At 71.7% G+C, this 26,529-nt stretch carries 34 protein-coding genes; 2 read left to right on the forward strand and 32 right to left on the reverse strand.

Translation table 11 applies throughout. The features are described from left to right. Nucleotides 1–203 precede the first annotated feature (203 nt). Nucleotides 204–1,034 carry a hypothetical protein gene (locus ACFVN3_RS19885; RefSeq protein WP_378234694.1) on the forward strand — a complete coding sequence of 277 codons (831 nt, stop codon included), beginning with the start codon at nt 204–206 and terminating at the stop codon, nt 1,032–1,034. 29 nt (nt 1,035–1,063) lie between these two features. Further along, entirely contained in the window at nt 1,064–1,894 is an 831-nt protein-coding gene (locus ACFVN3_RS19890) for a DUF2637 domain-containing protein (RefSeq protein ID WP_378234695.1), read from the forward strand. On the opposite strand, the gene ACFVN3_RS19895 is transcribed toward ACFVN3_RS19890, so the two are convergent. From ACFVN3_RS19895 to ACFVN3_RS20050, 32 genes are all read right to left on the reverse strand, one after another. Further along, nucleotides 1,891–2,307: a hypothetical protein gene (locus tag ACFVN3_RS19895; protein WP_378234696.1), complete on the reverse strand. Its 417-nt coding sequence runs from the start codon at nt 2,305–2,307 to the stop codon at nt 1,891–1,893. The genes ACFVN3_RS19890 and ACFVN3_RS19895 overlap by 4 nt on opposite strands. A gap of 347 nt (nt 2,308–2,654) precedes the next feature. Further along, nucleotides 2,655–2,873 carry a hypothetical protein gene (locus ACFVN3_RS19900; protein WP_378234697.1) on the reverse strand — a complete coding sequence of 73 codons (219 nt, stop codon included), beginning with the start codon at nt 2,871–2,873 and terminating at the stop codon, nt 2,655–2,657. Between the two features lie 107 nt (nt 2,874–2,980). Beyond that, nucleotides 2,981–3,544 carry a hypothetical protein gene (locus ACFVN3_RS19905; protein ID WP_378234698.1) on the reverse strand — a complete coding sequence of 188 codons (564 nt, stop codon included), beginning with the start codon at nt 3,542–3,544 and terminating at the stop codon, nt 2,981–2,983. A 19-nt stretch (nt 3,545–3,563) separates the two neighbouring features. Beyond that, nucleotides 3,564–4,604: a hypothetical protein gene (locus ACFVN3_RS19910; protein WP_378234699.1), complete on the reverse strand. Its 1,041-nt coding sequence runs from the start codon at nt 4,602–4,604 to the stop codon at nt 3,564–3,566. A gap of 153 nt (nt 4,605–4,757) precedes the next feature. Then, nucleotides 4,758–5,285, reverse strand: a complete 528-nt coding sequence (locus tag ACFVN3_RS19915) for a hypothetical protein (RefSeq protein ID WP_378234700.1) — start codon at nt 5,283–5,285, stop codon at nt 4,758–4,760. A gap of 6 nt (nt 5,286–5,291) precedes the next feature. Beyond that, on the reverse strand, nt 5,292–6,233 hold the full coding sequence (locus ACFVN3_RS19920) for an N-acetylmuramoyl-L-alanine amidase (protein WP_378234701.1): 942 nt from the start codon (nt 6,231–6,233) through the stop codon (nt 5,292–5,294). Beyond that, nucleotides 6,233–6,367, reverse strand: a complete 135-nt coding sequence (locus ACFVN3_RS19925; RefSeq protein WP_275892131.1) for a hypothetical protein — start codon at nt 6,365–6,367, stop codon at nt 6,233–6,235. Before ACFVN3_RS19925 ends, ACFVN3_RS19920 begins: the two co-directional genes overlap by 1 nt. Nucleotides 6,368–6,447: 80 nt before the next feature. Then, a complete protein-coding gene (locus tag ACFVN3_RS19930) occupies nt 6,448–6,768 on the reverse strand; it encodes a hypothetical protein (protein ID WP_378234702.1) in 321 nt (106 codons plus the stop codon). Nucleotides 6,769–6,779: 11 nt separating this feature from the next. After that, nucleotides 6,780–7,217, reverse strand: coding sequence for a hypothetical protein (locus tag ACFVN3_RS19935; RefSeq protein WP_378234703.1), 438 nt, complete (start codon nt 7,215–7,217; stop codon nt 6,780–6,782). Beyond that, a complete protein-coding gene (locus ACFVN3_RS19940) occupies nt 7,214–7,837 on the reverse strand; it encodes a hypothetical protein (RefSeq protein ID WP_378234704.1) in 624 nt (207 codons plus the stop codon). Before ACFVN3_RS19940 ends, ACFVN3_RS19935 begins: the two co-directional genes overlap by 4 nt. Before the next feature lies 1 nt (nt 7,838). Further along, entirely contained in the window at nt 7,839–8,063 is a 225-nt protein-coding gene (locus ACFVN3_RS19945; RefSeq protein ID WP_378234705.1) for a hypothetical protein, read from the reverse strand. Between the two features lie 8 nt (nt 8,064–8,071). After that, nucleotides 8,072–8,887: a hypothetical protein gene (locus tag ACFVN3_RS19950; RefSeq protein ID WP_378234706.1), complete on the reverse strand. Its 816-nt coding sequence runs from the start codon at nt 8,885–8,887 to the stop codon at nt 8,072–8,074. Continuing rightward, nucleotides 8,884–10,011, reverse strand: a complete 1,128-nt coding sequence (locus tag ACFVN3_RS19955) for a DUF5047 domain-containing protein (RefSeq protein WP_378234707.1) — start codon at nt 10,009–10,011, stop codon at nt 8,884–8,886. The genes ACFVN3_RS19950 and ACFVN3_RS19955 overlap by 4 nt, the downstream gene beginning before the upstream one ends. A gap of 34 nt (nt 10,012–10,045) precedes the next feature. Continuing rightward, entirely contained in the window at nt 10,046–10,852 is an 807-nt protein-coding gene (locus tag ACFVN3_RS19960; protein ID WP_378234708.1) for a hypothetical protein, read from the reverse strand. Between the two features lie 2 nt (nt 10,853–10,854). Further along, entirely contained in the window at nt 10,855–14,445 is a 3,591-nt protein-coding gene (locus tag ACFVN3_RS19965; RefSeq protein ID WP_378234709.1) for a phage tail tape measure protein, read from the reverse strand. Between the two features lie 338 nt (nt 14,446–14,783). Continuing rightward, entirely contained in the window at nt 14,784–15,260 is a 477-nt protein-coding gene (locus ACFVN3_RS19970) for a hypothetical protein (protein WP_378234710.1), read from the reverse strand. Further along, the gene (locus tag ACFVN3_RS19975; protein ID WP_378234711.1) at nt 15,257–15,742 is read right to left on the reverse strand and encodes a hypothetical protein; all 486 of its coding nucleotides are present in this window, start codon (nt 15,740–15,742) and stop codon (nt 15,257–15,259) included. The genes ACFVN3_RS19970 and ACFVN3_RS19975 overlap by 4 nt, the downstream gene beginning before the upstream one ends. Before the next feature lie 42 nt (nt 15,743–15,784). Beyond that, on the reverse strand, nt 15,785–16,042 hold the full coding sequence (locus ACFVN3_RS19980) for a hypothetical protein (RefSeq protein ID WP_378234712.1): 258 nt from the start codon (nt 16,040–16,042) through the stop codon (nt 15,785–15,787). Between the two features lie 31 nt (nt 16,043–16,073). After that, nucleotides 16,074–16,523, reverse strand: a complete 450-nt coding sequence (locus ACFVN3_RS19985; RefSeq protein ID WP_378234714.1) for a hypothetical protein — start codon at nt 16,521–16,523, stop codon at nt 16,074–16,076. After that, nucleotides 16,520–16,972, reverse strand: coding sequence for a hypothetical protein (locus tag ACFVN3_RS19990; RefSeq protein ID WP_378234715.1), 453 nt, complete (start codon nt 16,970–16,972; stop codon nt 16,520–16,522). Before ACFVN3_RS19990 ends, ACFVN3_RS19985 begins: the two co-directional genes overlap by 4 nt. Beyond that, a complete protein-coding gene (locus tag ACFVN3_RS19995) occupies nt 16,972–17,538 on the reverse strand; it encodes a hypothetical protein (protein ID WP_378234716.1) in 567 nt (188 codons plus the stop codon). The genes ACFVN3_RS19990 and ACFVN3_RS19995 overlap by 1 nt, the downstream gene beginning before the upstream one ends. A gap of 4 nt (nt 17,539–17,542) precedes the next feature. Continuing rightward, nucleotides 17,543–17,773, reverse strand: coding sequence for a hypothetical protein (locus tag ACFVN3_RS20000; RefSeq protein ID WP_378234717.1), 231 nt, complete (start codon nt 17,771–17,773; stop codon nt 17,543–17,545). Nucleotides 17,774–17,858: 85 nt separating this feature from the next. Further along, nucleotides 17,859–19,118 (reverse strand): phage major capsid protein, encoded by a 1,260-nt coding sequence (locus ACFVN3_RS20005; RefSeq protein WP_378234718.1) that lies wholly within the window; start codon nt 19,116–19,118, stop codon nt 17,859–17,861. A 54-nt stretch (nt 19,119–19,172) separates the two neighbouring features. Next, complete coding sequence (locus ACFVN3_RS20010) at nt 19,173–19,973, reverse strand: HK97 family phage prohead protease (protein WP_378234720.1); 801 nt, start codon at nt 19,971–19,973, stop codon at nt 19,173–19,175. Beyond that, nucleotides 19,951–21,201 (reverse strand): phage portal protein, encoded by a 1,251-nt coding sequence (locus ACFVN3_RS20015; protein WP_378234721.1) that lies wholly within the window; start codon nt 21,199–21,201, stop codon nt 19,951–19,953. The genes ACFVN3_RS20010 and ACFVN3_RS20015 overlap by 23 nt, the downstream gene beginning before the upstream one ends. Further along, nucleotides 21,198–21,374 carry a hypothetical protein gene (locus ACFVN3_RS20020; RefSeq protein WP_378234722.1) on the reverse strand — a complete coding sequence of 59 codons (177 nt, stop codon included), beginning with the start codon at nt 21,372–21,374 and terminating at the stop codon, nt 21,198–21,200. Before ACFVN3_RS20020 ends, ACFVN3_RS20015 begins: the two co-directional genes overlap by 4 nt. A gap of 10 nt (nt 21,375–21,384) precedes the next feature. Beyond that, nucleotides 21,385–22,854, reverse strand: a complete 1,470-nt coding sequence (locus ACFVN3_RS20025; protein WP_378234723.1) for a terminase large subunit domain-containing protein — start codon at nt 22,852–22,854, stop codon at nt 21,385–21,387. A 52-nt stretch (nt 22,855–22,906) separates the two neighbouring features. Then, a complete protein-coding gene (locus ACFVN3_RS20030; RefSeq protein WP_378234724.1) occupies nt 22,907–23,434 on the reverse strand; it encodes a phage terminase small subunit P27 family in 528 nt (175 codons plus the stop codon). Nucleotides 23,435–23,619: 185 nt separating this feature from the next. Beyond that, nucleotides 23,620–23,802, reverse strand: coding sequence for a hypothetical protein (locus ACFVN3_RS20035; protein WP_378234725.1), 183 nt, complete (start codon nt 23,800–23,802; stop codon nt 23,620–23,622). A 373-nt stretch (nt 23,803–24,175) separates the two neighbouring features. Continuing rightward, on the reverse strand, nt 24,176–24,751 hold the full coding sequence (locus ACFVN3_RS20040; RefSeq protein WP_378234726.1) for a hypothetical protein: 576 nt from the start codon (nt 24,749–24,751) through the stop codon (nt 24,176–24,178). A gap of 63 nt (nt 24,752–24,814) precedes the next feature. Continuing rightward, nucleotides 24,815–25,666 carry a hypothetical protein gene (locus ACFVN3_RS20045; protein WP_378234727.1) on the reverse strand — a complete coding sequence of 284 codons (852 nt, stop codon included), beginning with the start codon at nt 25,664–25,666 and terminating at the stop codon, nt 24,815–24,817. Further along, entirely contained in the window at nt 25,663–26,277 is a 615-nt protein-coding gene (locus ACFVN3_RS20050) for a hypothetical protein (RefSeq protein WP_378234728.1), read from the reverse strand. Before ACFVN3_RS20050 ends, ACFVN3_RS20045 begins: the two co-directional genes overlap by 4 nt. Nucleotides 26,278–26,529: the final 252 nt, after the last annotated feature.

Consider the following 26,529-nt stretch of genomic DNA (forward strand, 5'->3'; position numbering starts at 1 on the left):
AACACGACGGTTCAGAAGAGGGCAAATGACCGAGTGACAACAGAAGAACGGCCCCGGCCGGTGCGCGAACACCGATCGGGGCCTGACCACCAAGGAACGGACATTCCGAGATGGCTCTTGCACACGCTAGCAGTGACCTCCCCCACCCGACGGGCGACGCAACGTCGCCCGCACGCCGCCATGTGAACGCGTGGCGCGACGCTGTGTGGACCTCCAGCCTCGGCGCGACAGACAAGCTGGTCGCGCTCGCCTACGCCGACCACGCATCCAACGGCCCGCTGCGGGTGTGGGTCGCGTCCGAGCGCCTCCAGGCCCGCACGAGCCTTGGCAGGACCGCCACGACGGCCGCCGTGCGGCGCCTGCGCGACGCCGGGTGGCTCACCCTCACCTCGGCGGGCGTGCGCGGCGCCACGACCCGCTACGCGCTCACCGTGCCCGGCGCCGTCGCCGAGCTCGAGCACGACGACCAGGTCGACGACGTCGACGTCGTCGAGCACCAGGAGCACGAGCCGCGAGCGCCGCGACAGGTGTCGGCTCGCGACGAACTCGGGTCGCCTCGCGACGAAAGGGTGTCGCGAGGCGTGCCGGATCCCCTGTCCTATCCCCTGCCCCATCCCCCCACCAGGTCGCTCGCCGTCGTCGAGGACGTCGCCGGCGAGCGGGACGCGCTGCTCGACGGGGTGGTGGAGGAGATCCGCACTCACCCCCTCGCCCGCGGCCTGGCGGCCACGGCGGCACGCAAGCACGGCCGTGAGCTGCGCGCCGCCGGGTGGACGCCCGACGACGTCGCCCGCGAGCTCGCCGCCCAGGACTGGACCGGCGCCCGCGGGCCCGGCCTGCTGCGCTACCGCCTCACCGCCCTCGCACAGACCGGCCCGACACCCCCACCCGCAGCCCGGACGATCGACCGCCCGACGACCACCACCCGCGACCTGTTCGCCGAAGACGACGCCGCCCACACCGCCGCTCCCCCGCAGGCCGAGACCATCGCCGACGTCCGCGCCGCGATCGCCGCGGCCCGCACCGCCCGCTGACCACCACCACGCACGAGAGGACCACCGCCATGACCACCACGCCCCGCCCGACGACGTCCGCCCGGATCAACCCCGACACCCGCGGCGCGCTCATCCTCGCGATGCTCGCCACGTCCGCGCTCGTCGCGATCAGCTTCACGCTGTCCTTCGCCGGGCTGTCCGCCCTCGCACCCTGGGCCGCCGTCCCGCGCGAGCTCGCTCCCCTCGTGCCGGCGTTCATCGACGGCGCGATCCTCGTCTACACCTACAGCGCCCTGGCAGCCCGTGCGCGGCACGAGAGCACCGTCCGGCCCTGGACGTGGGTGGCGCTCTGGACGGCCGTCTCGGCGTCCGCGAACGCGGCGCACGCGTGGTCCGCGGGCCCCGGCGGGTGGGAGGGCTTCGTCGGCGCGGTACTCGCCGGACTCTTCCCGATCGGCTCCCTCCTCGGCTGCCACGAGATCGCCGACCGCATGATCGCCCGACCGGCCACCCGCGCGCAGACGGACGCGGACACCAAGACGGCCGCAGCGAGCGCCGGACAGGCGGACGCTCCCGCCGTCGTCAGCGACCTCGCGCCTGTCGCGCTCGTCGTCAAGCGCGCGCCCGAGCTGCATGCCGTGGACACCGAGGCGGCGGACTCCCGGACGGACAGCGGACACCCGGACGGCGCACGGACGCGGACGGCGGCGCGCGGACGCGTGGCCGAACACCGCGAGGAGATCGTCCGTCTCGCCCTGACGACGGACATGTCAGGGCGCGCGATCGCCGACAAGCTCGGCCTCGGCCGGACGGTCGTTTGCTCCGTCGTCACCGAGGCTCGCGCACGACGGGCGGACACCCGGACACCGGACACGGGCGCCGTCCTGCTCGCGGTCTAGTCGGTTAGTTCCCCGCCGAGGTCGATCGCTGCGGCGATGACGTCGTTGCTGTCGCCCCAGACGGACCAGAGCCCGTCGCCGACAACCTGACGATCTCCTGTCCCGCGCTCCGCGATCGCCGATGAGACCGAATCGACGTAGAGCACCTTGGCACCCTCGGAGTCGAACGTCACGACGGACGTGTCCGGGGTGCACTGGTAAACGTCCGCGCCTGCGTGCTCCGACGGGGTGGACGGGTCGTCGTCGCCCTCGGTGCAGCCAAGAGCAGTCTGAAGCTCCTCGATGGAGACGTCGTCGGTTGACGTCTCCGTCGCGGGCGGCTCTTCCTCGACGGTGACCACCGACGAACACGACGACAGCACAACCGCTGAGGCAAGGACGAGGAGGACGGCGCGCGCACGGGAGGGCCTCATGCCCCGCACCCTAGCCGCCCGTCCGCGGACGGACGGACCATCGCCGCGAGGGCTCCGCGCCGACGGGCGTCGTGTGGGACTGCCACCGGCCGACGTCGGCGCACCCCTCCGCGGCGATCGCCCCGCACACCGGACACTCCCAGAGCGTGTGCCAGAACGGCTGTCCGCACCCGCACCGGACGAACCTCTCGCCCGGACGGTCCCGGACGACGCCCCACGCGGACGCGCACGCCGGACACCGTCGCGGTGGCACCTTGAGCCACCGGCCCCGTCCGAGCTCGACCCAGCCGGGCCACCGGACCTCTTCCACGTGCCCAGTGTCGCACCGGTTCGAACGCGCGTTCGAACTAGAGCACCGCGAGACCGGGGTCCGCCGGCCCCTCGAAGCGCCGGACGACGCGCTTACCCTGCACGAGCGTGAAGGGCCCGCGCGGCGACGCGTTGCCCGCCTTGATGTGCGCTCCCAGGAGCAGCACCGCCGACTCGTCGGAGTCGGTCTCAAGGTTGACGACCCCGTCCATGTCGGCACGGTCATCAGGGATCGTCGAGTACACGTAGGTCTCCATGAGCGAGAGCCTAGGCGGACCGAACGAGCCGGACCCCCTCCGCGCACGACGAAGCGCCCCCGCCCCTCCCACGTGGGAGGAGCGGGGGCCGTAGGCCTCAAACCGTCCTAGAGCTTGCTGCGGTGTGTCCCGTCGAGGGCTGCGCGGACCTTCGCATACTTCGCGTAGGCCTGGTACAGGCGCGGCAGCGTGATCAGGAAGATCAGCACGACGTAGGTCATCAGCCCGGCCGAGAGCGCGGCCCAGAACCCGACGATCGTGTTCTCTTCCTCACCCGCGCCGAAGTTCATGCCGAGCACGAGCGCGACGGTCGCGATGCCCGCGACGTAGGCACCGGCCAACAGGTGTGCAGACGTCTCGTCGATGGCGTCTCGGTCGAACCGCTCAGCATCCCCCCACGTGTCCTCACGCTCCGCGAGGTGGACCCGAACCGGCGAGAGATGGGTGAAGGCCGTCAGGAAGCCCCCTGCGAGCAGGGCAAGTGCGGCGAGAACACCCTCAGGGATCTGCAAGGTGAAGTCGAAGACCAGCGACGCCACGAACGCGCCGACCGGTAGGGCGACGACGACCGCCCTCGTGGCCTTGTCGGGGACGGGCTTGCGTGACGTGTAGTCGCTCAGCGCCTTCCAGTGGGCCCTGAAGATGTCGCCTGGCAGCAGTCGGTCGAGCACGTTCCACCACCTCCATCTGTCACACGAACTCTATCGGGAGGGTCAGACTCTCCGTCAGGGGGCGGAGGCGCTTGACCGCGAAGCCGTGGAGATCTGGCGTGGAGAGGCGCTGGTCGCCGGTCGGGTACATCAGGATCTTCTCGAGGTTCGTCGGGCCGAGGCTCTGGGACTTGCCGTGCTCGCTGAAGCGGAACGAGCCGTCGGTGAAGCCGATGTCCGCGACGGCGCCGTCGTCGACATCGACGAACTCGAGGAGCGCGCCGACGCTGCGCTCATCGGCCGACAGGTCGGCGATGCCGAGCGACTTCTTGACCCACTTCGCGACGAGCTTCTTCGCCTGGCCGCGCTTGGACTCCGGCAGCCCGTTCTGGGTGAGCACGAGATCCTTGGTACGACGAACGCCCGAGCTCTGCGCCGCGTGGCGCTTCAGGGTCAGCCCTTCAATCGCGCCCTCTTCGAGGACCTCAGCGATCCGGGACTCGTCGAACATGCCGCGGGGCACGAACCGGAGCCACGGGTCCACCGTCTCCCCATCACCCTTCGTCAGCGCGGCTGCTGCAGCGTTCTCGACCGAGAGCCGCTGCATGAGCGCCTGCCCGACGTGCGTGCGTCCGACAACCTCAGAGACCATGACGGCACGGTCCCCGGCGCGAGGGAAGTACAGCAGGACACGGTACCCACGTGCGGCGGCAGCGTCGTCGAGCGAGATGTCCTCTCCGCCCTGGAACCGCATCGCCGTCGGGTACGCGCCCTTCCGGCCGTAGGTGACACCCACCTCGATGCGGTTCGCTTCCTCGGCGACGCTGTCGATCCGGAGGCACGGTGTCCGCTCCGGCCAGTCCGCAGCATCCCGAACCGGCTCGCCGATCGCCTTGTACGTCGCATCCCGGATGAACATCGTGCCCTGCATCGCGCGAAGCCGGGCCGCGACCAGCGCCTGTGGTGACGAGACCCCCTCGGGGAGGAAGCGATCCAGCCCCTCCGAGGTGATCGCCAGCTTCGTTCGCGACCGGCCCTCGGTCAGCTCGATCGTGTGTAGGCGGAACCCGTAGAGCGTCATCGCCCGTCCCCCGTGCGCATGTACATGCGCCGCATTATTGCCGACGCGCCGTGCAGAGCCCGAGCTTGCACCGGGTGAAACACTCAGGGCAGACGACGAAGCGCCCCCGCCCTCCCGGAGGAGGACGGGGGCGCGTTCGCCTGGCAGGACCGGTCAGGAGGTCGGGCGCCAGCCGAGCTTGAGGAGGTGCTCGACGATCTTGTCGGCTGCGCTGATCGGGCCCGCGCTCGTTCCGTAGGCGGTCTCGATGTCGACGTCGTGGTACTCGAGCAGGTCACGGATGGCCTCGGCGACCTCGTCCTTGGCAGCGCTCACCTCGGGCACTTCGTAGCCGGCGGGGGCGGACGTGTCGACGATGGACGTGATGTCGTGGACACCGTCGTCGTCGGGCTCGACGACCTTCGGGGTCGAGGAGAGGCCGAGGTGGCGAAGCCAGGCGTCGACGGCGGGGATCGCCATGATCCGGGCCAGCGCCGCCGAGACGGCCGCGAGGACCGCGCCCGCGGCCACGACCCACGCGAGCCACCGGTCGGGCAGGTACTCCCCGAGCTCGTCGGACAGGATCGCCGCGACGATCGGGGCGACGACCCCGAGCACGAGCACGACGGACAGGGCGTTCTGCACCGCGGTGCGCCACGAGGCGCGCGCGGGGTAGGTCTGCTGGGTGGACGTGGTGGTCACGGTGGGTCAGCCCTTCTTGACGGTGACGGTGGTCTCGATGGACGCGATGCCGTCGGCGACGCCCTCGGCGACGAGCTGGCGCACGACGTCGGGGTCGGTGCCGGGGATCTTCGAGACGGCTTCGGTGACGGCCTTCTCGATCGCGATGCGGGTCGCAGCGTGCTCGGCGGGCTCGTACCGCTGGAAGTCGCCGGCCGTGATCTGCTGGGGCTGGCCCGCGGTGTCCTTGGCGAGGGTGTGCGGGAGCCGGTGGTCCCACACGTCTCCGGGGACGGCCGCGACGTCGGCGACGACGCGGTCGCCGTAGAAGAACACGGCGGCGAGGGCGTCGCGGATGGTGACGCTGCGCGTCTTGCCGTTCTGGGTGATGTCGAACCGTGCGTTCAGGAACGCGTTGAGGTCGGTGTTGGTCAGGGCCATGTCGTCTCCTCGGAGTACGGCCGCGACCTCGCGACGCATGCGCGCCATGTCCCAGTCGCGGATGTCGATCTTTCGGTCGGGGGCCCACTCGGAGTGGCCGCACACCATGTCGGGGCCGAAGCCGGACAGGTCGCAGAACGCGGCGTTGATGCGCGGGTAGGCCCACCGCTGGGCGTCGGTCCAGTCGCCGTCCCCGGCGGACTCGGCCTCGGTGCCCCACACGGAGTGGTTCCCGGTCAGGCCGCGCCAGCCGCCCTCGCCGGCGTGGTTCGCGCGCCCCGCGGCCACCACGACGGCGACGCCGGAGCGGGCGAGGAACACGTTCGCGAGCGGGCCGGGCAGGCCCGCGCGGCCGTCGCGCACGACCTTGAGCGAGGGCCGGTCCCCGGTGCGGGCACCGGCGGTCCAGTGGCAGACCGCGCCCTCGGGGTCGAAGTCCGCGCTGCCGCGGGTCTGCCACCCGTCGACGAGCTCGACGGTCAGCCCGCGGGCAGCGAGCGCCGCGGGGAGGCGGGTGATGCGGGGCATCAGTCGTCGTCCTGGTCGGGGTCGTAGGGGCGGGTCGGCACGGCGTCGTCCGCGGTCGCGGCGTCGCGCATGCGCCCGTCCCGCTCGCGCGACCAGTCGAGGTCGTCGCGCTCGGTGCTGGGGTCGGTGCTCACGGTGGTCCTCCTTCGGGGCATGGCGACGGCCCGGGCCGGGGAGTAGGCCGGTCCGGGCCGTCGAGCTGGTGGTGAGGGTGCTAGGCGCGGGGCCAGGGGGCGCGGCGGTCGAGCTCTTCGCGTGGGACGCCGAGCTCGAGGAGCCAGCCGCGCAGTGCGGAGGAGTGCTCGGCGTAGAGGCGGCGTTGCCGGTAGGCGTCATCGCGCTCGGTCTCTGCGGTGCGCAGCCGGGCGTAGGCGTCGTCGCGTTGGCGCACGAGGCCTGCGTTGCGGCCCCGCTCGCGCGAGGCCGCGCCCGACAGCCACGCCGTCAGGCCCTTGGTGATGGTGGGGACGAGTGCGCCGCCGCCGACTGCGACGATGAGCGCGGCCCAGGCCTGGGCGGTGGTGAGGTCGATCAAGGCCCCGCCTCTCAGTCGTGCCGGCGGGTGACGGGTGGTTCGGGGTCGTAGGCGTAGCGGCGGATCCGGAACCAGCGCACGGCGAGGAGCAGCGCGAGGATTGTCAGCGCGCCGGCTTGGGGCCACCGGTTGCCGTCGGGGATCGTGAGCTCGAGAACGACGGTGACCATGACCCAGACCGTGAGCCCGGTGCCGCAGGCGATGACCGCGGCCCGTTCGAGCCACCAGATCCCGGGCAAGGTCGCGAACACGCCGAGCGCGCCGCCGAGGATGAAGAAGGCAGCCCAGATCGTCGTGAGGAGCGGGCCGAGCTCGCCGGCCACCGACGACGGCGGGTCGACGAGCGCGGAGATCCCGACGCCGAGAGCGACGAGGTAGGCGACCCAGTGCAGGCAGGTCACGACCTTCGGCTCCTGCACCTTGCCCCACAGGGCGCGGGCGTGGCTCACGGGCCGACTCGCTCGGCCTGGACGAACGTGATCCCCGAGCCCGCGCCGGTGACGGTGAGCGGGTTGGTCGCCGAGGACTTGGCGTAGCCGAGGGCGATCGTCATGGGGCCGCCGGGGTGGTCGGTGATGAGCCACGCCGGGACGCCGGAGGCGAGGGAGCCGCCGGCGACGTCGTACCGGAAGCGGACCGTGGAGCTGCCGACGGTGATGAAGATGCGTCCGGGGATCGCGGTCGCGGCGTACAGGATCGCGGCGCCCTCGACGCGGTACCGGCCGGGCGGCAGGTTGGCGGTGCCGGACACGAGGACGGTGTCGCCGGTCGCGGAGAACGACTGGTCGGACGCGCTGGCGCGCTCGAACCTCGCGGTGGGCGCGTCGACCGCGTAGAGCACCCGCCACGGCAGCGTCCCGGCGAAGAGGGTCAGGCCGAGACCGTTGACCCACGCGAGTTGGCCGGTCGTCGGCGACGGGTACGCCGCGTCGCGCGCGGCGGTGTTGGAGAAGCGCGGCACGCCGCGGCTGATCATGGCGTACCAGATCAGGGCGACGTCGTCCGGGATCGCGGGCGGGTCGTCGTAGGTCGGCAGGTCGATGCCCTGGATCGTGTCGGGCGCGGGCATGTCAGGCCTCCTCGAGGGTCTGCGGCTCGGGGTAGTCCGCGGCGACCGCGACGACGTGCGTCGCGGTGATCACCACGGACTGGATCTCGTCGGGGTCGTATCCGAGGGCACGGATCACGTCCGAGGGCGGGGTGCTGGGGTCCACGGGGATCGGCTCCTGCGGTACCGGGACCGGTGATACGTCATCGGCGAGCACGAGCTCGCCGCCCCCTGCGATGTCGTCCACGCGGCCTCCTAGGCGGGTGGGGTATAGGTGATGGCGACGTCGGCGGGCCGGGCGTCGACGTTGAGCGCGTCCGCGGTCTGGTCGGACCAGATCGCGAGGCCGGTCACGGTCCCGGCGAGCCAGGCCGTGACGAGGCTGGAGGGCAGCGCGAGGCGGGCCGTCTCGCCCATCGCGACGGGCGGGAACCGGTACGGGCCGAACCCGCCCGGGAAGGACGGGGCGGCGGCCGGGGGCGGGGACCCTGGGGTGTAGGCGTGCCCGTACAGCACGGGCGAGACGAGCGCGGGCTCGGGCGCTCCGGTGCCGACGCGGCGCCACAGGGCCGACACCCCGGTGATCGTCGACCCGGACGGCACCCGCGCGGCGAGCGACCCGTAGTACCCGATCGTGGCGCGGTCGACCATCTGCTGAGCGACGGTCTCCCCGACGGCACCGATCGGCAGGATCTGACGACCCTGCGCCCAGCCTGTGAGCGGGCCCGGGTTGTCGTACCGGGTCCAGTCGCGCGGCAACGGACCGAAGTTCACGCGGCGGTCGAGGAACCAGCCCGACGTCGACGCGACGACGATCTCCTCGTCGGCCACCAGTGTCGGGGCCGCGGAGACCTTGCCCTGCACGACCCACGCCGACGTCGTCGGGATGACCAGCACCTGGTCCCCGACCGCCGGGACGTAGGCGGTCGCGTACTGCAAGGTCGGGGTCGTGGACCCGTCCGCGAACGTCACCGTGACGGTCGTCGACGCGATCGCGGTCACGACCCCGATCCGGGGTAGCGGGTTCCGGTGGGCGTCGATCATGCGGCGCACCGCGGCGGGGGACGTCATGCCACCTCCCCGAGGTCGCGCGTCGAGGCGCGGAAGGTCCCGCCAGCGACGAGCGGGATCGTGAGGTCGTCGACCACGTGCCGGCTGATCGTCTGGACGACCCGCTCGTGGTCCGTCACGACGTCGACCACGTCCCCGCCCTCGAGCGCGTCCAGCGGCACCGACGTCAGGTCCAGCGTCGTGCCCGCGCCGACGACCTTCGCGAGCTGCGCCCACGCGACCCGCTGACACTGCCTCGACGACGTCAGGGACGGGATCGCCATGAACCGCGTCTTGCGGCCCCACGCCCCCGTGGACGGGTCCCCGAACCGCGTCGGCGACGTCGGGGACGTGTCCGTCGCGACGCCGCGCACCGGGGCGTCCGCGCCCGCGGGCGTGCTGCCCGTGACCACGAACCTGTTCGACACGGGGTCGCGGGTGCGGCGCCCGGCCGCGTCCAGCAGCACCCCACCGGGCCCCGCCTGGAACCGCCACACCGGCGAGCTCGCGAGGGTGGGGGCGTCGGCGATCACGAAGCGGCCCGTCGGGTCGGCGTAGGCGACGCACCCGATCGACTCGGCCAGGCGCGCCACACCCTCGTCCCACCGGTCGCGCTCCACCACGGTCGGACCCACCCGCCGGTCCTGGCGCGTGGTGACCGCGACCTCCGCCGCGGAGAACGACTCCAGGATCAGGTCCCGGATGATCGCGACCGCCGACGGCCCGGCCAGCGTTCGCGGCGCCGCGAAACGGTCGTCGATCACCCACGCCTCCCGGGAGACACCCGAGACCCGCACCCCCGTGCGGCTCAGGAGCGACCCGGCCGCTTCGTCGACGCGGAACACCCCGAGCGGAACCCACTCCGTCCTGCCGCCGGCGTACACGAGCCCGGAGCGGACCGTGATCTCCTGCCCGTCTGTCCCCAGCGGCTCGACCCCGGTCCGGGTGACCGGGAGCGCCGGCTCGTCGCGGAACAGTGCACCAGGCAGACGGGGCGCGATCGTTAGGTCGCAGGTGCGGCGCACGTGCGACCGCGAGGACACCGTGATGCTCCCGCCCGTCACGGGCAGCGCACGACCCCCGTACAGCGGCACGCCGCCCTTGGTGACGGTCGCGCGGAAGATCTTCTGGTGCGGGCGGGGCACCGCGCTGCGGTACGCGTCAGAGACCGCCCACACGTCACACCCCCTGCTGCACGTCGAAGTACGTCGCGTTGCCCGCCAGCACGTCGGCGTAGGTCGCGTAGGTCTGGCGCACCGTCTCGTAGGTCGTGCCCGTGTACCCCTGCCCCTCTCCCGCCGGCGCGGACGTCGCGGTGAGCGCGAGGTCAGTGACGCGGTAGGGCTCTTCGTCGCTGCGGAGCTGGGCCGGGTTGGAGCGGGACTTCACCGCGACGTAGTAGTAGCCCGACGGGATTTCTTCCGGCTGCCCGGACTGGATGAGCAGAACCCGCTCCGCGCGCAGGAGCGCGTCGAGCCGGGCCGTCTCCGCGGCGGACTCCGTCGCGACCTCGATCGTCAGCTGGTCGGTGTCGACACCCGACCACTGGGGCACCGATCCGCCGCCGGGCACCTGGTACACGCCGCCCTGCGTCGGGGACGAACGGTCCCCGACGCCGCGGAACACGGCGCGGCACGTGAGCTGGGGGCGCCCGGGCGCCTTTAGCCACAGGCCCCACAGCGCGCCGACTGTCTCGACGACGACCGACGCGGTCGCGACGATCTCGCCGCCCTCGCTGTACCCCGTGACCGTGTACGTGCACGAGGTGTCCATCGGCGCCGCGTCGTCCACGCCGAGCCACCACCCGCCGGCCGCGCGCACGGTGTTCGCCGTGCGCACGGGCTCGGTCGCCACGCCCGCCGACGCGCGCGTGATCAGCAGCCAGGACACCGGGTCCGGCCACATCCCGCCATCGACCGTGAGCCGCACGAGGTTCTGCCCAGCGTCGAACGCGGCCTCAAGGATCCCGTCCGGAGACGTCGGCATGCTCACCACTCCCCGGTGTACTCGGCCGCACGATCCTGCGCAGCGCCGTTCGCCCCGATCATGGCGCCAGCGCCCCGCGCGAACGCCGCGGCCAGGACAGCGACCTGAGCGTCGGTGAACTGCGCCGTCGCGGTGACGGCGACCGCGGCCTGCGGGGGCGGCGCCCACTGCGCAGGGCTGGCGGCGTACTGAGCCGCCGGTGCGGAAGGGTTCTGGTTCCGCTTCGCGATGTCGTACCCGAACCGGTTCGCGACCTCGGCGAAGATCTCCTCCGAGCGCGTGCGCTTGAACGGGGACAGCGGGATGTACGCCTCGCCCCCGGTCTCCGGCTCTCCCCAGACCCGCCACGACCCGGCCGGCGCAATCTGCGCGACATGGTTCTCCGACCCGTTCGCGAAGTAGTCGACGACACCACCGTTGGCCTGGGCCATCGAGTTGTACCCGACCTGGTTGATCTGCGTGCCCTGCTTCGCGTCGAAGTAGATCGGGATGCGGCGGCCGTTGAACTCCTGCACGAACGCGGTGACCGTCGACCGGGCGGACGACGTGTCCGCGCCGACGTCGATCGCCGCGCCCTGGCCGTCAACCCAGTTCGTGAGCGTGACCGTCGTCGCCCGACCGGACGCGTCGTTCCCGCGGATCACGACCGTTCCCGACGAGGCGTCGACCGTGGACTTGTAGTCCTTGAGGGTCGTGATCGCCTTGCCGTCGTTCCCGAAGATAGTGACGGTGCCGTCGGCCTCGTTGATCTGCGCGGTGACGTCATCGAGCGTCCGCATCGACTCCTGGTCGTCCGCGTAGATCGTGACCATGCCGTCCGAGGAGTCGATCTCCGCGAGCAGCGTCTGCAGCTGCGCCGCGGCGTCCGACCCGTCGAGCGCGACGGTGATGTCGTACTCGCCGGGGACGTTCTCCTCGAGCGCATACCCGAGCCGCGCTGCAGCGTCCGCAACCGTCGTCTCTCCAGCCGCGAGCGCCGCTTTCAGCGACTCGGCGGCGGCCTCGCCGTGGTCGGCCATGACCCGCTCGAGGAGTGGCCTGGCCTTCTCGGCTTCGAGTACCCAGTTGGTGTGCGCGTCCGCCATCGCGAGGGTCCCGAGGCGATCGAACTCCTGGAGCTGCTCGACCGATCCGTCGACGAGTGCCTGCACGAGCGGTGCACCCTCCGGCCCGAGCCGCGCGAGGTAGTCCAGCGTGCCGTCGCTGACCTGCCCGACGAGGGAGAGCATGTTGCTCTTCCACGCGGCCTGCGCCTCGGCCTGGCGCTGCAGCTCGGCGAGGTACTCGTCGAGGTTGACCTTGACGTCGGTGACGTAGTTCTTCCAGGCGTCGCCCTCCTCGCCGCGTGCCTCTGCGGTCTTGCGCGCGGCCTCTTCGTCGGCGGCCTTGCGGTCCTCGAGCATCGACGTGTAGGTGCCGTTGATGTCGACGAACCCGGCTGCTGCTTCCGACCACGCGTCGCGCTGGGCCTGGACGGCCTTGAGGAGCTCCTCGTAGGCCTCCTTCGTCATGCCGAGCGTCGCGGCGTGGGTCGCCATCTGCTCGTCCGCCGCGGCCACCGCGGCCTCGACCTCCTGCTGGGTGAGCACGAGGTCGCCCGTCGCGAGCTTGAGCAGCGTCGTCTCGTCCATCGAGAGCTTCGCCGCGGACGCCTGCGCGATGAGCGCGTCACGGTAGGCGGGCATCGTCTTGAGCAGGTCCGACGTCGCTTCCTCGGTCCCGCCCGCCTCGTCCGCGAGCGCCTTGAACGACTTCTGCGCGGTGGTGAGGTCGCCGCTGGTCGCGAGGGAAGCGATCGAGTCTCCGACTTCGTCGAGCCGGGTCTTGAGCTCGCCCCACTTCGCGGTGTCGTCGCCGAAGAACCGGGTGACGGTGACGCCGGCGTCGCTGATGCTCGCGCCGAGCGACTTCCATGCGCCGGGCTCGGCCATGTCGTGCAGGAACGCGGCGAAGTCCTTGCCGCGCTGCAGGTCGGAGTCCTTGGGGACGAGGTCGCCGAAGAGGTCGCCGACGACGTCCTTGGACGAGGCGAGGCCGCGGACGCGCTCTTCCATCTCGGCGGCGCCGAGGGAGACGTCCTTCGTGGTCGCGGCGCTGACGATGGCGAGCGCGGCCAGGGCTGCACCGGCGATGCCTGCGGCCTTGGAGACGCGTCCGAGGGTGGTCGTGGTGCGGGGCAGCTCGCGGTTGAGGACTGCGAGGGAGGCGCGGGCGGCGGCGATGCGCGGGGGCAGCATGAGGAACGCGGCCCCGGCGACGCCCGCGGCCGCGGCGACGCCGCCGAGGATCGTGACGCTGTCCTTGACGGGCTGGGGCAGGGCCGCGAACCAGCCGAGGAGATCGGCGACGGCGTCGGCGGTGTTCGCGAGGGCGGGCAGCAGGACTTCGCCGAGCTCGATCCCGACCTCGCTGAGCTGGTTCTTCGCGATCGACACGCGCGACTGGGTCGTGGCGTACCGCTTCCCGGCCTCCTCGACGAGGGCGTTGTTCTCCTCCCACGCAGTGTTCGCGATGTCGAGGCTCTCGGTGAGCAGGTCGCCGGACCCGGCGAGGCGCAGCAGGGTGTCGCGGATCCGTTCGCCGGTGAAGCCCAGGTCGGTGAGGGTGCCGAATACGTCGCCGCCGGAGTCATTCATGCGACCGAGGCCGGTGGTGAACGCGTCGAGCGCGACGGCGGGCCGTTCGCGCCAGGCGGCGGCGAACTGCTCGGCGGTCATGCCGGACACGGACGCGAACGCTTCGAGGTCGCGCCCTCCGGCGCGCACGGTGTTCGCGAGCTTCGTGATGACCATCGACATGGCGGTGCCGCCGGCCTCGGCCTCGATCCCGACGGACGACATGGCGTTCGCGATCGCGAGCATGTCGGCTTCGGAGATCCGCGCGACCCGGGAGGCGCCGGCCAGGCGCAGGCCGAGGTTCATGATGTCGCGCTCGGTGGACGCGCCGTTGTTGCCGAGGGCGACGAGCGTCGCGCCGAGCCGGGACACGTCCGCGGGCGCGGTCTGCATGATGTTCATCAGCTGCGCGAGCGCGGTCGCGGCCTCGTCGCTGGTGAGGTTCGTCGCCTCGCCGAGGTCGATCATGACCTTCGTGAACCCGACGACATCGGCGCTCTTGACGCCGAGCTGCCCGGCCGCCTCGGCGACGGCCGCGATCTCGGCGTGCGAGGCGGGCAGGACCTTCGTGAGGTCGCGCAGACCCTGCTCGAGCGCGGGCAGCTGCTCCTCGGTCGCGTCGGTCGTCTTCACGACCCCCGCCCACGCAGACTCCCAGTCCGAGGCGGCCTTCGCGGCGAACCCGAGACCGGTCACGATCGCCGCGGACCCGGCGAGAAGGACCTTGCCCGTCGCGTCGTAGGCGTCCTGCTTCTCCCGCTCCGCCTTCGCGACCGCGTCCGCGAGCGCCTGCTGGCGGGCCTCGTCCTCGCGCTGGGCAGAGCCCTGCGCCGTGGCGAGGGCGCGGAACTTGCGGTCGGCGGCCTCCTGCTCGCGCAGCATGCGCTTGGTCGCGAGGGAGACCTTGTCAGCGCCGTCGACGTAGGTCTTCGGGTTCATCGAGACGTTGACGTTGACGTCGCGGGGGTTGGTCGACACGGTGTCTCACCCCCTTGGTCTGTTGGCCTCGATCTCGGCTTGGCAGCGGGGGCACGTCTTCGCGGTGCCGGCGGCGAGGTGGACGTGCGCGCCGGGGACCTTCGCGTCGTCGGTGTTGCGTGCGCGTTCGAGCTGGACGCAGTCGGAGCACACGTCGATGTGGGGGTGACGAGGTGGCTCGTCGGGGTGGTGACCGCATGAGCGGCAGCGGCGGGCCTCGTAGCTCTGCCAGGCCAGAGCGGCGTCCTGGTCGGTCTCGTCCCAGGCGAGGAAGGTGGTGAGGGGGATTCCTCGCGGCCCGCAGTAGGCCATGCGGGCCGCGAGGAGACCGTCCTGGCTCAGCCTTTTGGGGTGCCGGGCCGGGGTCGGGAGAGGTTGAGGTCGAGCAGGTCGCGGTACAGGCCGTCGCGCTCGCCGAGGGCCCAGGACCCGCCGTCGAGCTGCTCGGACCACCACGACTCGTCCTGCAGGTCGGGATCGGCCGCGCACGCGGCGGCGAGGACGGGCAGGATCGTCGACTCGACGACCCTGCCGTCCTCTCCGGTGTGCTCGGACATGATTCGCTCGGCGTCGTCGGGGGCCAGGGCCTGGAAGACGACGTCCTCGCGGGTCGCCGCGAGCGCCGCCTCGGCGGCGTCCACGGCGTCCTGCGCGGCCTGCTTGACCTCGGGGGTGGTGTCCTCGCCGAGCGACGCGACGAGCAGGGCGCGCCGCGCGGACTCGGCGTCGGCCCGCTGGGTCGTGTCGTCCTCGACCTGGACGGGGACGACGAGGGTGCGGCGTCGCTTCGCGGCGAGCCGGTCGCGCAGGCTCATGCGGCGGCCGGGAGGGGGACGTCCTCGAACGGCGGCTTCTTGATCGCGAAGCCGATCGTCAGCTGGAACGCCTGGTCGCCCGTGGAGCGGACCTTGCCGACCGAGGCGACCTCGATCGGGAAGATGTCGCAGGGCTGGTCCTCGACGTCCCCGCCGTCGGCGAAGATCAGGAAGCCCTTCGTGCCGCGCGGCAGGACCTTGCGGGCGTCGTCGCCGGTGAGGTCGGCGTAGACGGTGAGCGTCGAGTTGTCGGCCTGGGTGCGGCCGGTGATCGTCGAGACGAACCGGTTCCCGAGGTCGGGGGTGTTGATCTGGCTGGACGCGACGTTCCAGCCGGACATGTCCGCGATCTCGTTCGTGAGGTCCGTCGCAGCGGTGATCTCGGCGCGGGTGATCGCGGCAGGGTTGGCGATCGCGAGGGCGAACAGCACCTTCGAGATCTCCGGCTGGAAGAACCGGTCGGTGGCGGGCAGCGCAACCATGTTCAGCTCCTTGCTTCTCGGTGGGAGGACGTGGCCCGCGGCCTAGGCGTCCGGGGTGGCCGGCGGGGCCGCCGGGGTCTTGGGCTTGCCCGCCCGGGCCGCCTTCGGGGCGGTCTCCGCGGGCGGTTCGTCGGGCGCGGGCTCCTCGCCCGGCTCGCCGTCGCTGGTCGGCTGGTCGGCGCCGGGCTCGGGGAGCGGGCCGGGCTTCCAGCCGGAGCGCTCCCAGATCGGGACGGCGCGCTCGTCGACGGTGACCTCCTGCTCGAGGCCGGGGTGGTGGATCTTCGCGGGCTTGCGCATGGCGCTCTCCTCGGTTCGGTGTTGGGACCGGTCAGGCGAGGCCCGCGCGGCGCGCGGCCTCGTTGACGGCCTCGACGGCCGCCTCGATCACGTAGTGCTGCCCCATCCGGACGGCGGGCAGGAGGTACGGGCGGGCGCGCTGGTCGACCCAGTAGTCGCCGCCGAACACGGGGTGGCGGAACGAGTTGTCGAGCATCCCCTCGTAGACGCGGGCGTGCGGCGCGACGGCGAGCGAGGCGCGGATCCGGACCCCGGGTCGCCGCTCGGCGAATGACACGACGAGCGACAGGGAGTGCGGGATCCGTGAGGACCAGGACGAGGCGCGCATCGCCGCGTCGCGCAGGATCTGCTGGCCCGCGGTGCGCAGTAGCGGGCGGGCCTGACGCTGGAACTCCTTGGGGATCTGCGTGATCTGCTTGTGCAGCAGCCGGACGTCGGCGTAGTCGATGCCGGTGCCGTAGGCGCTGGCGTCCTGGCTCACAGCAGGCTCGTGCCGTCGATCTCGAACAGGACCGCGAGGGTCGCGCCCTTCGGGGACAGGACCGGGATCCACTCGAGGTCCGCCCCGAGCAGCGCGCGGTCCCACACGCCGGGGCGGCGCGCGTCGTCCGCGAGCGCCTCGGAGATCTTGCCGAGCAGGGTCCCGGCGCGGTCACGCAGCGGCTTGACGTCGTTCTCCCCGGTGACGAGCGACAGGAGGCACCGCACGGTGATCTCCTCGCGCAGCCGAGGTCGGCCGAGGCCTTCCTGACGGCGCACGCCGACGGTGTAGCCGGGGCGGTCGGGTCCCTCGGTGAGGCCGACGCACATCGCTTCGTCGGCGAGCTCGCCGATGTATGCGCCGTCGGTGACCTGGATCCCGGTGACGTCGGCCAGGAGCTCGACCAGGGCGTCGATCGCCTCGGGGACGCGGGTCGTGGCGGGCAGCATCAGGCGATCCCGGGGAGCTTCGCGAACGGCTCGATGAGCTGGGCAGCGCGGCGCGGGATCGCGAACCCGCGCAGGTGGCCGTCGCCGTCGGACGCTGCCTGGCCCATCATCGCGCCGCGGGGTCCCTCGCGGGATCCGCGCTGGGTCTCCCACAGGTGCTCGCCGATGATCTTCACGGCCATGCGCAGCGACGCCTTGTCCTGCACGGTGCGGTACGTGACGTGCCACGAGCCCTTCGTCGCGCGCGGGATCTCGACGATGCCCGACAGGTGGTTGACGTCGGTGTTCTCGTTGATCGTCACCGTGCTGCCGTGTGGGTCGACGACGGCGGTGACCGACTCGAGGTGCGTCGCGCCGAGCACGAGGGAGCGGCCCGTCGCGTAGACGCGCTCGGTGCGCGTGGCGTCCCCGAGCGGCCCGACCTTCTCCTCGACGCTCTCGAGCGCGGCGTCGAGGGTCTCCTGCAGCTTCGTCTTCCACTTGTCGTCCGTCGCGTAGGACGGCGCGTTGATGTGGTTCGCGAACTCGGAGAGCGTGACGAACGGGCCGCTCGGGGACTCGGGCATGGGACTACTCGCCCTTACCGTCGGCGGTCGCGTCGACGTCGGCGACGAGCGCGACGTACCCGGCCGTCTGGTCGGGCGTACCGTCGGCGCGCAGCGACGGGACCGCGACGACGTCGCGCGCGGCCTCCGGGGTCTGCACCACCGGGGCGGTGTCCTCGGGCGTGGCGGGCGCCGTGGCGGCGTCCTCCGGCGTCTGGGGCGCCTTCGCGGCGGTGGTGCGCTTCGTTCCGGTCATGACGGGGTCCTTCCTCGTGCGTGGTGGTGGTGCTGGGTGGAGCTCGCGGGGGCGGGGGCGGGGCTCACCCCGCCCCCGCGAATGGTCACGCGCCCTGGACCGTGAGGACGGCGGCCGCGGAGGTGTCCTGGACGATGCCGTCCAGGCGCTGGAAGCCGAGGAACCCGACCTGCAGGAACTCGGCGTAGCGCTCCGCGAGACGCAGCGTCTGGGCGCCGTTCACGATGCGGGCGACGTAGGCGGCCTTGAGGTCGCCGAACACGATCGGCTTCGCGTCCGCGGCGAAGACCGGGAGCGAGTTGTCGATCGTGTAGGCGTAGCCGTTGATCGTGGACGGCACGCCGCCCGCGATCGCCGGGACCCAGAGCGGGCGGCCCTGGGTGTCCTTGATCTTGCGCAGCTCGCGCAGCGCGCTGTCGGACAGGGCGTACCGGACGGTCGGGCTCTGCCGGTAGGCGGGGTCGACGGTGTGCTCGAGGTCGACGAGGTCGTCGTAGCCGACCTTGCCCGCAGTGGCGGACTCGACACCCTGCGTGAGCCCGGTGACCAGGCCCTGGGGCTGGCCGGTGCCGGTGCCGGTGGCGAAGTGCGCGGCCCCGGCGCGGCCGATGCGCTCGCCGAGCTTGACCGGGAGCCACGCGTTCAGGTTGAACGCGGAGTCCTGCAGGAGCTGGATCGAGACCCGCACCAGCTTCGAGGTGTACATGTACGCGCCGAGCTGGCCCTGGTCGAACGTGAGGTCCTGCTCGGTGACGGCGGTGTTCTCCGCGAGGATCGCGCCGACGTTCCCCGTGTCGTTGTTCGTCGGCCAGACGATCTCGGCGCCCGTGGCGGTGTTGATCACGTCGACCACGGACAGGATGCCGCCGAACGCCTTGAGCGTCTCGATCATCCGCGCGAGGAACTCCTGCGGGACGGTGTAGCCGCCAGCCGCCGGGGTGCCCGCCGCCTGCGCGCGGCCCTCGCTGGTGGGGACGAAGCCCTGACGGAGCAGCTTCTGCTCGTCCGGCGCGATGCCCGACATGCCGTCGCGCAGGTAGTGGTCGAACGCGGTGCGGTACTCGTCCGAGATGTCGTCGGGCTCGCCCGCGCCCGAGATCGGGTTCGTCGAGCGGGCGGACGGCGCGGGCGCGTCCATGACGGCCCGGATGCGCTCGGTGCGCTCCTCCTCCTCGATCTCGCGTCCGAGACGCTCGACGTCGTCGAGGGAGCGGGTGTACGTCTCGCCGTCCTCGTCGGTCGGCTCGTACCCGGCGCGCTCACGGCGCGCCTGGATGTCCTGGGCCTGCGACCAGGCGTTCGCGCGCTCCTCGCGCAGCCGACGCAGGCGGGCGTTGTCCGTCATGGTGGTTCCTTCCGGGCTGGGCCGCATGCGGCCGGTGAGTGTGGGGTGGGGCTGCTACCGCTGCGGGAGCCGGTAGCGGATCGCGAGCGCGCGGGCACGCTCGTCCTGCCTCTCGAAGCCCCGGGTGGTCTCAGCCGGCGCGGGGTCGCTGGTGGTGTCCCGGGTGGCGTCGGCCGGCGCGGGACGGGCCTCCTCCGAGGCGGGAGGAGAGTTGGTGGGCAGCCCGCGCGCGGCGCGGACCTCGTCGGCCATCTTGCGAAGACCGGCGTCGGTGTCCTCGTAGGCGGGGAACGTCACCGCGGACACCTCGAGCAATCGCACCTCGGTGATCGTGCGCAGGTAGGCCGTCTCGGTCGTCGTCTTGCCGTCGGGCTCGGTCACCTCGACCTCGACCTCGGTCCACTCGTCGCGCACGACGTAGAACCCGAAGCTCATGCCCGTGATGCGGCGCTTCTCGAGGTTGCGGGTCAGGTCGCGGACGTAGGACAGCTCGTCGTCGAGGTCGGAGTCGACCGCGAGCCCGACGGAGTCCGTGGAAAGGCGCAGGTCTCCGGCCGAGACCCGGGCGACGAGCAGGCGCGTGTCGTGGTCGACGAGGAACCGGGCGTCGCCCTCGGCGAGGGTCTTGTCGAACGCGCCAGTCGCGATCTCCTCGTAGAACCCCCACTTGAGCGGGTTCCCGATCGCGGTCCGCGAGTTGAACACCGCGGCGTGCCCGGTGAACCGGCGCGGCTCGTCGTCGGATTCGGCACGCACGAGGCGTGCGTCGGTGTCCGCGAGCGCCCGCGTGCGCCGCTCGAGCAGGGTGCTCGCCCCCGCGGCGCGTGCGGTCTCACGCGTCAGCGTCGTCGTCATCGTCGCCTCCTGGCTGGTCGTCGTCGCCGGCGCGCGCGTTCGCGTTCGCGGGCTCGTTGTACGGGCGGTAGGGCTCGTCGCCCCACGGCACGGGCGGGAGGTCCTCGAGCTCGCGGGGCTCGTTCGGCGTGAGCCAGCCGTGCTGGATGCCGGAGGCGTAGAACGCGGCCCGAGCGCGCGAGTCGCCGCGCAGAAGGCCCTCGACCTTGAACTCGGCCTTCTGCACCTCGGGGTCGATGACCTCGCGGGCGACGCGCTGCTCGATGCGGTTGAAGTACGGCTTGAGCGTGATGACGACGAACGCGATGAACTGCTGCTCCATGCCCGAGCCCCAGGCCGTGGACTTCTCCTGGTCGTTGATGATCCAGCCGGGCACGCCGAAGATCCGGGCGATCTCGGTCGTCTGGAACTTGCGGGTCTCGAGGAACTGCGCGTCGACGGGGTTCATCGTGAGCTGTTCCCACTTGGCGCCCTTGTCGAGGATCGCGACCTCGTAGGCGTTGTCCGTGCCGGCGAGCTTCGCGCGCCACCGGTCCTTGAGGATCGTGGCCTTCTCGTTGTCGAGCGAGTCCGCGGTGGTGATGAACCCCGAGGTGAGGAAGCCCTTCTCGTACAGGCGTGCTGCGAGCTTCTCGGCCTCGGTCGCCAGGCCAAACGTGCGGCGCATGTTCCCGATCACGGACATGCCCTGGACCCCGTCCAGGGACAGGTTCGGGATGTGCAGGACGTCGTGCTCGGTGAGCGGGTCGTCGCGGCGGCCGTCGACGACGAACGCCTTGGTGTAGAGCAGGCCGAGGTCGGTGCCGTCCTCGACGTGGATCGTGACGCGGGCGGGGTGGATCGGCTGCAGGTCGATCAGACGCCCGTCGGCGGTGTAGATCTTGCGCAGGAACGCGTTGCCCCACAGGGCGATGTGCGCGACGACCGTCTCCCACATCTCGAACGGCGTGGTGCCCGCTCGCCGCTTCGCGAGGGCCGGGACCACGATCTGCTGCGAGGTCGCCCGGTCGCGAACCTGCAGCGGGCACCCGGCAACTCCCGAGGACAGGATCTGCACGCAGCGCAGCGCAGCGCCGATCCGCATCGGGTCCGCGATGCGCTCCCCGCCCCACAGCTGCGTCGGGTCGTCCAGCTGGGACAGCAGCGCGCCGCCGGTCAGCGGCTGGGACGGGTCCTCGAGCGAGAACCCGCGGGCGGCCATGCTCGCGAGCGCCGACAGGGCCCTCACGGCTTCGCGCCCTTCGTCTCCGGCGCCTTGTCGCCGCGGCCGCCGACCTCGGTGAGCACGGCGAGCGCGACGAGCACGACCCCGAGCGTGAGCAGCGCCCACCAGATGCCGGCGAGGCCGCCGATGCCCAGCACGATCGCGGCCAGGCCGACGAGGAAGAGCGCTACCGCCACGGGTCCCCCTTCACCAGATGTTCGGGCCGTCGTCCGGCTTCTGCGAGGCCCACCACAGGGCCCGATCGAGCGTGAAGATGGCCGTCACCGCGCCGTCGATGCGACGCGGGGAGTCGGGGTTCTCCTTGACGATGCGGGCGAAGCCCTGCGACGTCGGCTTCGGGGTCGCGTCGCGGATGTGCCGGGCCAGGACCGGGTCGCCGTCGTGCGTGGCGAGCTTCGAGACGACGTGCTCGTAGAACTTCTGTGTCGCCTTGCCCATGCGCTCCGGGGTCTGGGGGTACCCCTCGACGGGAACGCCCTCCTCGGCGAGCTCCGTTGCGGCGTCCTGCCACAGGAACTCGTCCCACGGCGACTCGACGACGTCCCAGCGGGTGTTTGCCTCACGGACCGCGTTCTTCACCTCGGCGCGCGGGATGCGCCACGCCGGGTCGAACGGGTCGCGCTCCCAGATCCCGACCACGAAGATGTGCGGCCGCTCCTCGACCGTCACACCGATCAGCGCCGTCGTGTCCCCGGTCTTGGACCCGTCAAACCCAATCACGACGCGGGTGCCGTCGGGCGGCCCGCCCGGGTACCGGTCGCGGTCGGAGATCGACTCCCACGCGCCGTGCGGGAGCCAGACCTTGCCGGAGGCCACCCACTGGTTCGTGCGCTTGATCCGGAACTCGTTCTCCTGCGTGCGGCGCACGACCGACAGGAAGTCAGCCTCCGCGACGAGGTCACCGTAGGCGGGGTTGGACTCACGCCACGTCGCGGGCGAGTCGTGCGGCGCCTGGACCCCAGCGCGCGGCTCCCACCACGCCATGAAGAACGTGGGGTCGTCGATGATCTTCTGCGCGACCTCGACGCCGTGCTGGTACAGCGCGTAGCAGATCGAGTCCAGGCCGGTGCGGTCGGTGCGCACCCCCGCGGTGGTGATCGCGACCATGAGCGGCTCGGGCCGGGCGCCCTGGGCGAGCTGCATGACGTTCCACAGCTCGCGGTTCGGCTGGACGTGGAGCTCGTCGAACAGCACGAGCGAGGGGTTGAGCCCCTCCTTGGTGTACGCCTCGGCCGAGACCGCCTTGTAGACCGTGCCCGTCGCGGGCACCTCGAGCACCTTCGAGTAGACCTTGATGACGTCAGACAGGTGCGGGTCCATCTCGACCATCCGCTTCGCGGTCTTGAAGATGATCGACGCCTGCTCCTTGTCGCCGGCGCACGAGTAGATCTCGCCACCGAGCGGACCGAGGAGCAGATTCCCGACGGCCAGGCCCGCGCCGATCTCCGACTTGCCGTTCTTGCGCGGGATCCCGACCAGCGCGGTGCGGTGCTTGAGGTACCCGTCCGCGCGGCGGGCCCACACGCGTCGCAGGAGCTGACGCTGCCAGGGGCGCATCCGCAGCAGCTCGCCTACGCCGCCGGCGAGGGAGTCCTTCGTGATCCGGCACGTCGCGTCGATCAGGTCCGCGTACAGGTCGCCGTCGCCGCGGCGCATTTCGGCGGGCGTGACCGGCGTCAGCCACCGCGGACGCGGGCCCGCCCAGGGGTTAGCGGCCACCGGACGCCGTCCGGCCGCGGTTCGCGGCGCGCTCGAGGATCGCGGTCAGCGGGTTCTCCGACTGCGGCTTCACCTCGGCCACGCCGAGCGAGCCGCGCGATGACGGGGTCAGGCCGCACTCGCGCTCGAGCTGCAGGATCTGCGCCGCCGTCGCGCGCAGCTGAGTCAGCAGCGGGTTCGGCCGGAGCTGGCCCTGGGAGCCTGTGACGTAGAACCCCTGGTCCGCGAGCGCCTTCGTCATCCCGGCGTAGAGGTCCTCGGCCTCGCACAGGCGCGTGATGACGTCGATGTCCGTCGAGGGCGAGAGCCACGACGCGTCGCGCCAGATCCGTTCCCAGCGCACCGCGCCGGGGCCGTCCTCCTGGACCGTGGCCGGGACCTCGGGCAGACGGCCCTCGACGCCGCGCAGCGTGACGACGTTCTCCGGCTCGGGCAGCGGGCGGCCGCCGGAGTCCCGCCCAGCCGAGCGGCCCTTGCGGCGACGCTCCTCGAGCGGGGTCTTCGGCGGACCGGGCACCGTCGCTCACCCCGCTCCGCGACGCCGACCGAACCGGCCTAGAACAATCCGAATCGGGACAAAAAACGCGCCAACCTGAGCGTGCGTGCGTGCCTTGGGCGCGGGTCAGGCGAGGTGGTCTCCGGCCCGACTTTTTGCCCACCCCCGGGTGGCTATGTCCGATTTTGCGGACGGTCAGACGATGGTCACGCGCCCGTGCGGCGCCACCCGTAGTTGCACCGTCGGCAGTGCGGGCCGATGCCGTCGGCCAGGCTGCCGCCGTCGCGGATCGCGACGAGGTGACCACCGGTCGCCGGGTTGTCCTCGGTGAAGGGCTCCTCGCAGATCGAGCAGTGCGTCGCCTCAGCGAGGACCGCGGCTCGCTCCACCTGATAGGCGTGGCCGTAGCCTCGCTCGGTCGTCGTGCCGCGCCGCGAGCGCGTGCAGCTCGAGCAGCGAGAGCGGACACCGGGACGACCGCAGTCGATGCACGGCACGTGCACCTCCCGTGGCGGAAGAGTTGAGACCGACGACGTCGGGCCGCTCGACGCGCAGGGCCCGGACCAGGGGCCGTCGGTCAGCACCGCGTCACCGCGGACGGCCTGCACCCGAACCGATCCGGCCCGGGCAGCACAAAGGCCCGCCTCCGACGGAGAGCGGGCCCTTGGAGCCACTACGACTCACTGAAGCACACAGTAGTCCCCAGACCAGCGAGAACGCCAGTCAGACGGGGGTAGACGTGTCACCCGAGATGGCAGGTGGCTACGGTTCAGGGCTGTCCCACAGATCGAGCGCCTCGGCACGGTCGAGCCGAGTTTGCAGTTCGCTGTGCTGGGCTTGCGCGGCTCTGAGCTCGTTAAGCGTCTTGCTGAGCCTCTGGTACGCGTCCAGCTCTTCGACGTCGTCGAAGTGGGCATGAGGCATCGCGGCACGCTGATGCTCGTCGAACCAGTTGTTCCACGTGAAGGTCGGCTGGAGCGACTCTGCCATCGCCTTGGCGACGTGGCGGAGAAGGTCGAGCCGGAAGTCCGCGATGAGTTGATGCGAGGCATCGATTCTCTCGAGGGTGATCCTCGCCGAAGCGTCCTCTGCGACCCGAGCGGCGTTCGCGCGCACGGTGCCCTTGAGCCGCTTCACGCCGTCAGCGTCGAGCGTCTTGGCCACGACGGGGAACTCCTCGAAGTACCTGCGTGCCTGGTTCAGCATCGCGGGTTCGACGGCCGCGACGAACTCGCGACGCCACGACGAGATGCAGTCACGGACGTCCGACTCGCGTTCGGTGATCTGCTGCTGCGCGTCGGCGACTGCGTCGCGGAGCTCTTGAGTGTTCTCAGTCATGTCGTGATCCTAAATGTGGGCTACGACACGCCGGTTCGCCCGTGAAGTTCAACGTGCGTCTTGTCATGCGACTCGGCTCCGCTCCGCGTTGGCTTGGACGACGTCGAGCACGTCGCCCAACCGGTACAGCGGGCGGGAGGGCAGGGTCGCCGTGTAGCCCTTCGACGCGAGCCGGCCGCGCGCAGCCCAGTGCTCGAGCTGCTTCGTCGTGACGCTGACGCCCCAGCCGGCGAGCGCGCGGGAGAGCTCGGTGCGGGGCATGAGCATGTCGGCGGCCTGGCCGAGGAGCCACGTGCGCCGGTCCTTGATCGGGTACGTCGCGCCGCAGGACCGGCACGCAACCTCGTGGTCCCAGCTATTCGCGTAGAGGTCCTCGGTGCACTCGACCGCGAGGCCGTCGTCGTCGAGGTAGGTGCCGCCGCACGGGCCGACGAAGCGCAGGTCGCCGGCGCGGTCGATGGCCCGCTCGGCCCGGGTCAGGATCCGGGTCAGGTGCTGGACCATGTCGGGCCCGGTAGGCTGGGCCCGCATCCACGAGACCTTCAGCGCGAGCCACCGGCCGAGTGCCTTCGGGGTGTCGAGAGGACGGAACATGCCCGACGCCTTCGCGATGTAGTCCGCCGCCTCGAGCAGCGTCGTGCCGAGCTCGGCGGCGACCTCCGCGGCGTGCTCGTTGAACGGGACCGGTGACTCGTCCGGGTCGGCAGTCGAGAAGCCGACCGCGTCGAACCGCTGCTGCTTGAGGTAGGCGTCGTCGAGCGCACGAGCGACGAGGCCGGCCTGCAGCAGCCGGATCGTGAGCTCGTTCGCGCAGTCGCCGCAGACGAACATCCCTGGCGGGCACGACTTGCCGCACCGCGGGCGGCCCTGGTCGTTCGTCCCCCGGGCGAGGCACTTCGGCAGGTTCATCTTCATCGGGGCTCCTTGTTCGCCTGGGACCACAGGTCGTGTCGCTTGCGGGCGCCACCGCACGGGCCGCACTTCTCGTCGGATCCCCACGGCTGGTGCTGGCTGCAGAAGGGTGAGGGCTCGGGCATCGCTGCGAGGACGGCGAGAGTCGCGGAGAGCGGGACAGGTCCGGAGGGTCTGGGTTGGGGCGCCGCCTCCTGCCCTCCTCTCCTTCCTTCCTCCCCTCCCACTACTCTCGAGGCCGAATGTCCGAGTTGGGCGGTTGATGCTGATGCTGGGGGCGCGGTGGAAGGCCAATCCGCGAGCTGCAGCAGCGCGAGCCCGCGCGGCCCGTCGACGAGCACCAGCCAGCCCGCGTCCCCGAGCTCGACGACGTCGTCCAGGACGTCGTCGTCGGTCACGCTCACGCTCGCCGGCCACACCGACTCGCGCACCATCGTCGGGTCTGCCGGGCCGAGCCCCGACGCGTCGACGTGCTGGTGCCACAGGCCCAGCGCCGTCAACCTCGTCCGCTCCGGCAGCGCCAGGAGCCGCGGGTCCGTGAACAGCCGCGACGGGCCGCTCGACGACGCCCGCGGCGGCGTGGCGGGCGCGTCGGGCTTGGATTCGGTCACCATTCACCAGTCCTCGGAAGATCAGGTCACGCATGGCCTCGTACTGACCCGGGGCGTAGACGAAGCACTCGGTCCACCCACGGCCGTGCGGCAAGAAGCCGAGCGACTCCTCGGCGTTCGCGAACGCAGGCCGGACGACATCGGGGTGCGCGCGCAGCATCGTCAGCACCGCCCACTCGACGACGTCCTCCGTGTCGCGCTGCAGGATCAGCACGCGGCCGCCCGTGTCCGTCAGGCCCTTGAGCCTGTACCGCT

The organism is Cellulosimicrobium sp. NPDC057862 (assembly GCF_042797035.1).
Lineage (GTDB): Bacteria > Actinomycetota > Actinomycetes > Actinomycetales > Cellulomonadaceae > Cellulosimicrobium.

Coding starts and splice junctions, on each gene's coding strand:
- ACFVN3_RS19890 (WP_378234695.1), top strand. CDS start 1,064: ATGACCACCACGCCCCGCCCGACGACGTCCGCCCGGATCAACCCCGAC.
- ACFVN3_RS19895 (WP_378234696.1), bottom strand. CDS start 2,307: ATGAGGCCCTCCCGTGCGCGCGCCGTCCTCCTCGTCCTTGCCTCAGCG.
- ACFVN3_RS19900 (WP_378234697.1), bottom strand. CDS start 2,873: ATGGAGACCTACGTGTACTCGACGATCCCTGATGACCGTGCCGACATG.
- ACFVN3_RS19910 (WP_378234699.1), bottom strand. CDS start 4,604: ATGACGCTCTACGGGTTCCGCCTACACACGATCGAGCTGACCGAGGGC.
- ACFVN3_RS19920 (WP_378234701.1), bottom strand. CDS start 6,233: ATGCCCCGCATCACCCGCCTCCCCGCGGCGCTCGCTGCCCGCGGGCTG.
- ACFVN3_RS19940 (WP_378234704.1), bottom strand. CDS start 7,837: ATGCCCGCGCCCGACACGATCCAGGGCATCGACCTGCCGACCTACGAC.
- ACFVN3_RS19950 (WP_378234706.1), bottom strand. CDS start 8,887: ATGACGTCCCCCGCCGCGGTGCGCCGCATGATCGACGCCCACCGGAAC.
- ACFVN3_RS19960 (WP_378234708.1), bottom strand. CDS start 10,852: ATGCCGACGTCTCCGGACGGGATCCTTGAGGCCGCGTTCGACGCTGGG.
- ACFVN3_RS19970 (WP_378234710.1), bottom strand. CDS start 15,260: ATGAGCCTGCGCGACCGGCTCGCCGCGAAGCGACGCCGCACCCTCGTC.
- ACFVN3_RS19975 (WP_378234711.1), bottom strand. CDS start 15,742: ATGGTTGCGCTGCCCGCCACCGACCGGTTCTTCCAGCCGGAGATCTCG.
- ACFVN3_RS19980 (WP_378234712.1), bottom strand. CDS start 16,042: ATGCGCAAGCCCGCGAAGATCCACCACCCCGGCCTCGAGCAGGAGGTC.
- ACFVN3_RS19990 (WP_378234715.1), bottom strand. CDS start 16,972: ATGCTGCCCGCCACGACCCGCGTCCCCGAGGCGATCGACGCCCTGGTC.
- ACFVN3_RS19995 (WP_378234716.1), bottom strand. CDS start 17,538: ATGCCCGAGTCCCCGAGCGGCCCGTTCGTCACGCTCTCCGAGTTCGCG.
- ACFVN3_RS20000 (WP_378234717.1), bottom strand. CDS start 17,773: ATGACCGGAACGAAGCGCACCACCGCCGCGAAGGCGCCCCAGACGCCG.
- ACFVN3_RS20005 (WP_378234718.1), bottom strand. CDS start 19,118: ATGACGGACAACGCCCGCCTGCGTCGGCTGCGCGAGGAGCGCGCGAAC.
- ACFVN3_RS20010 (WP_378234720.1), bottom strand. CDS start 19,973: ATGACGACGACGCTGACGCGTGAGACCGCACGCGCCGCGGGGGCGAGC.
- ACFVN3_RS20025 (WP_378234723.1), bottom strand. CDS start 22,854: ATGCGCCGCGGCGACGGCGACCTGTACGCGGACCTGATCGACGCGACG.
- ACFVN3_RS20040 (WP_378234726.1), bottom strand. CDS start 24,751: ATGACTGAGAACACTCAAGAGCTCCGCGACGCAGTCGCCGACGCGCAG.
- ACFVN3_RS20045 (WP_378234727.1), bottom strand. CDS start 25,666: ATGAAGATGAACCTGCCGAAGTGCCTCGCCCGGGGGACGAACGACCAG.
- ACFVN3_RS20050 (WP_378234728.1), bottom strand. CDS start 26,277: ATGGTGACCGAATCCAAGCCCGACGCGCCCGCCACGCCGCCGCGGGCG.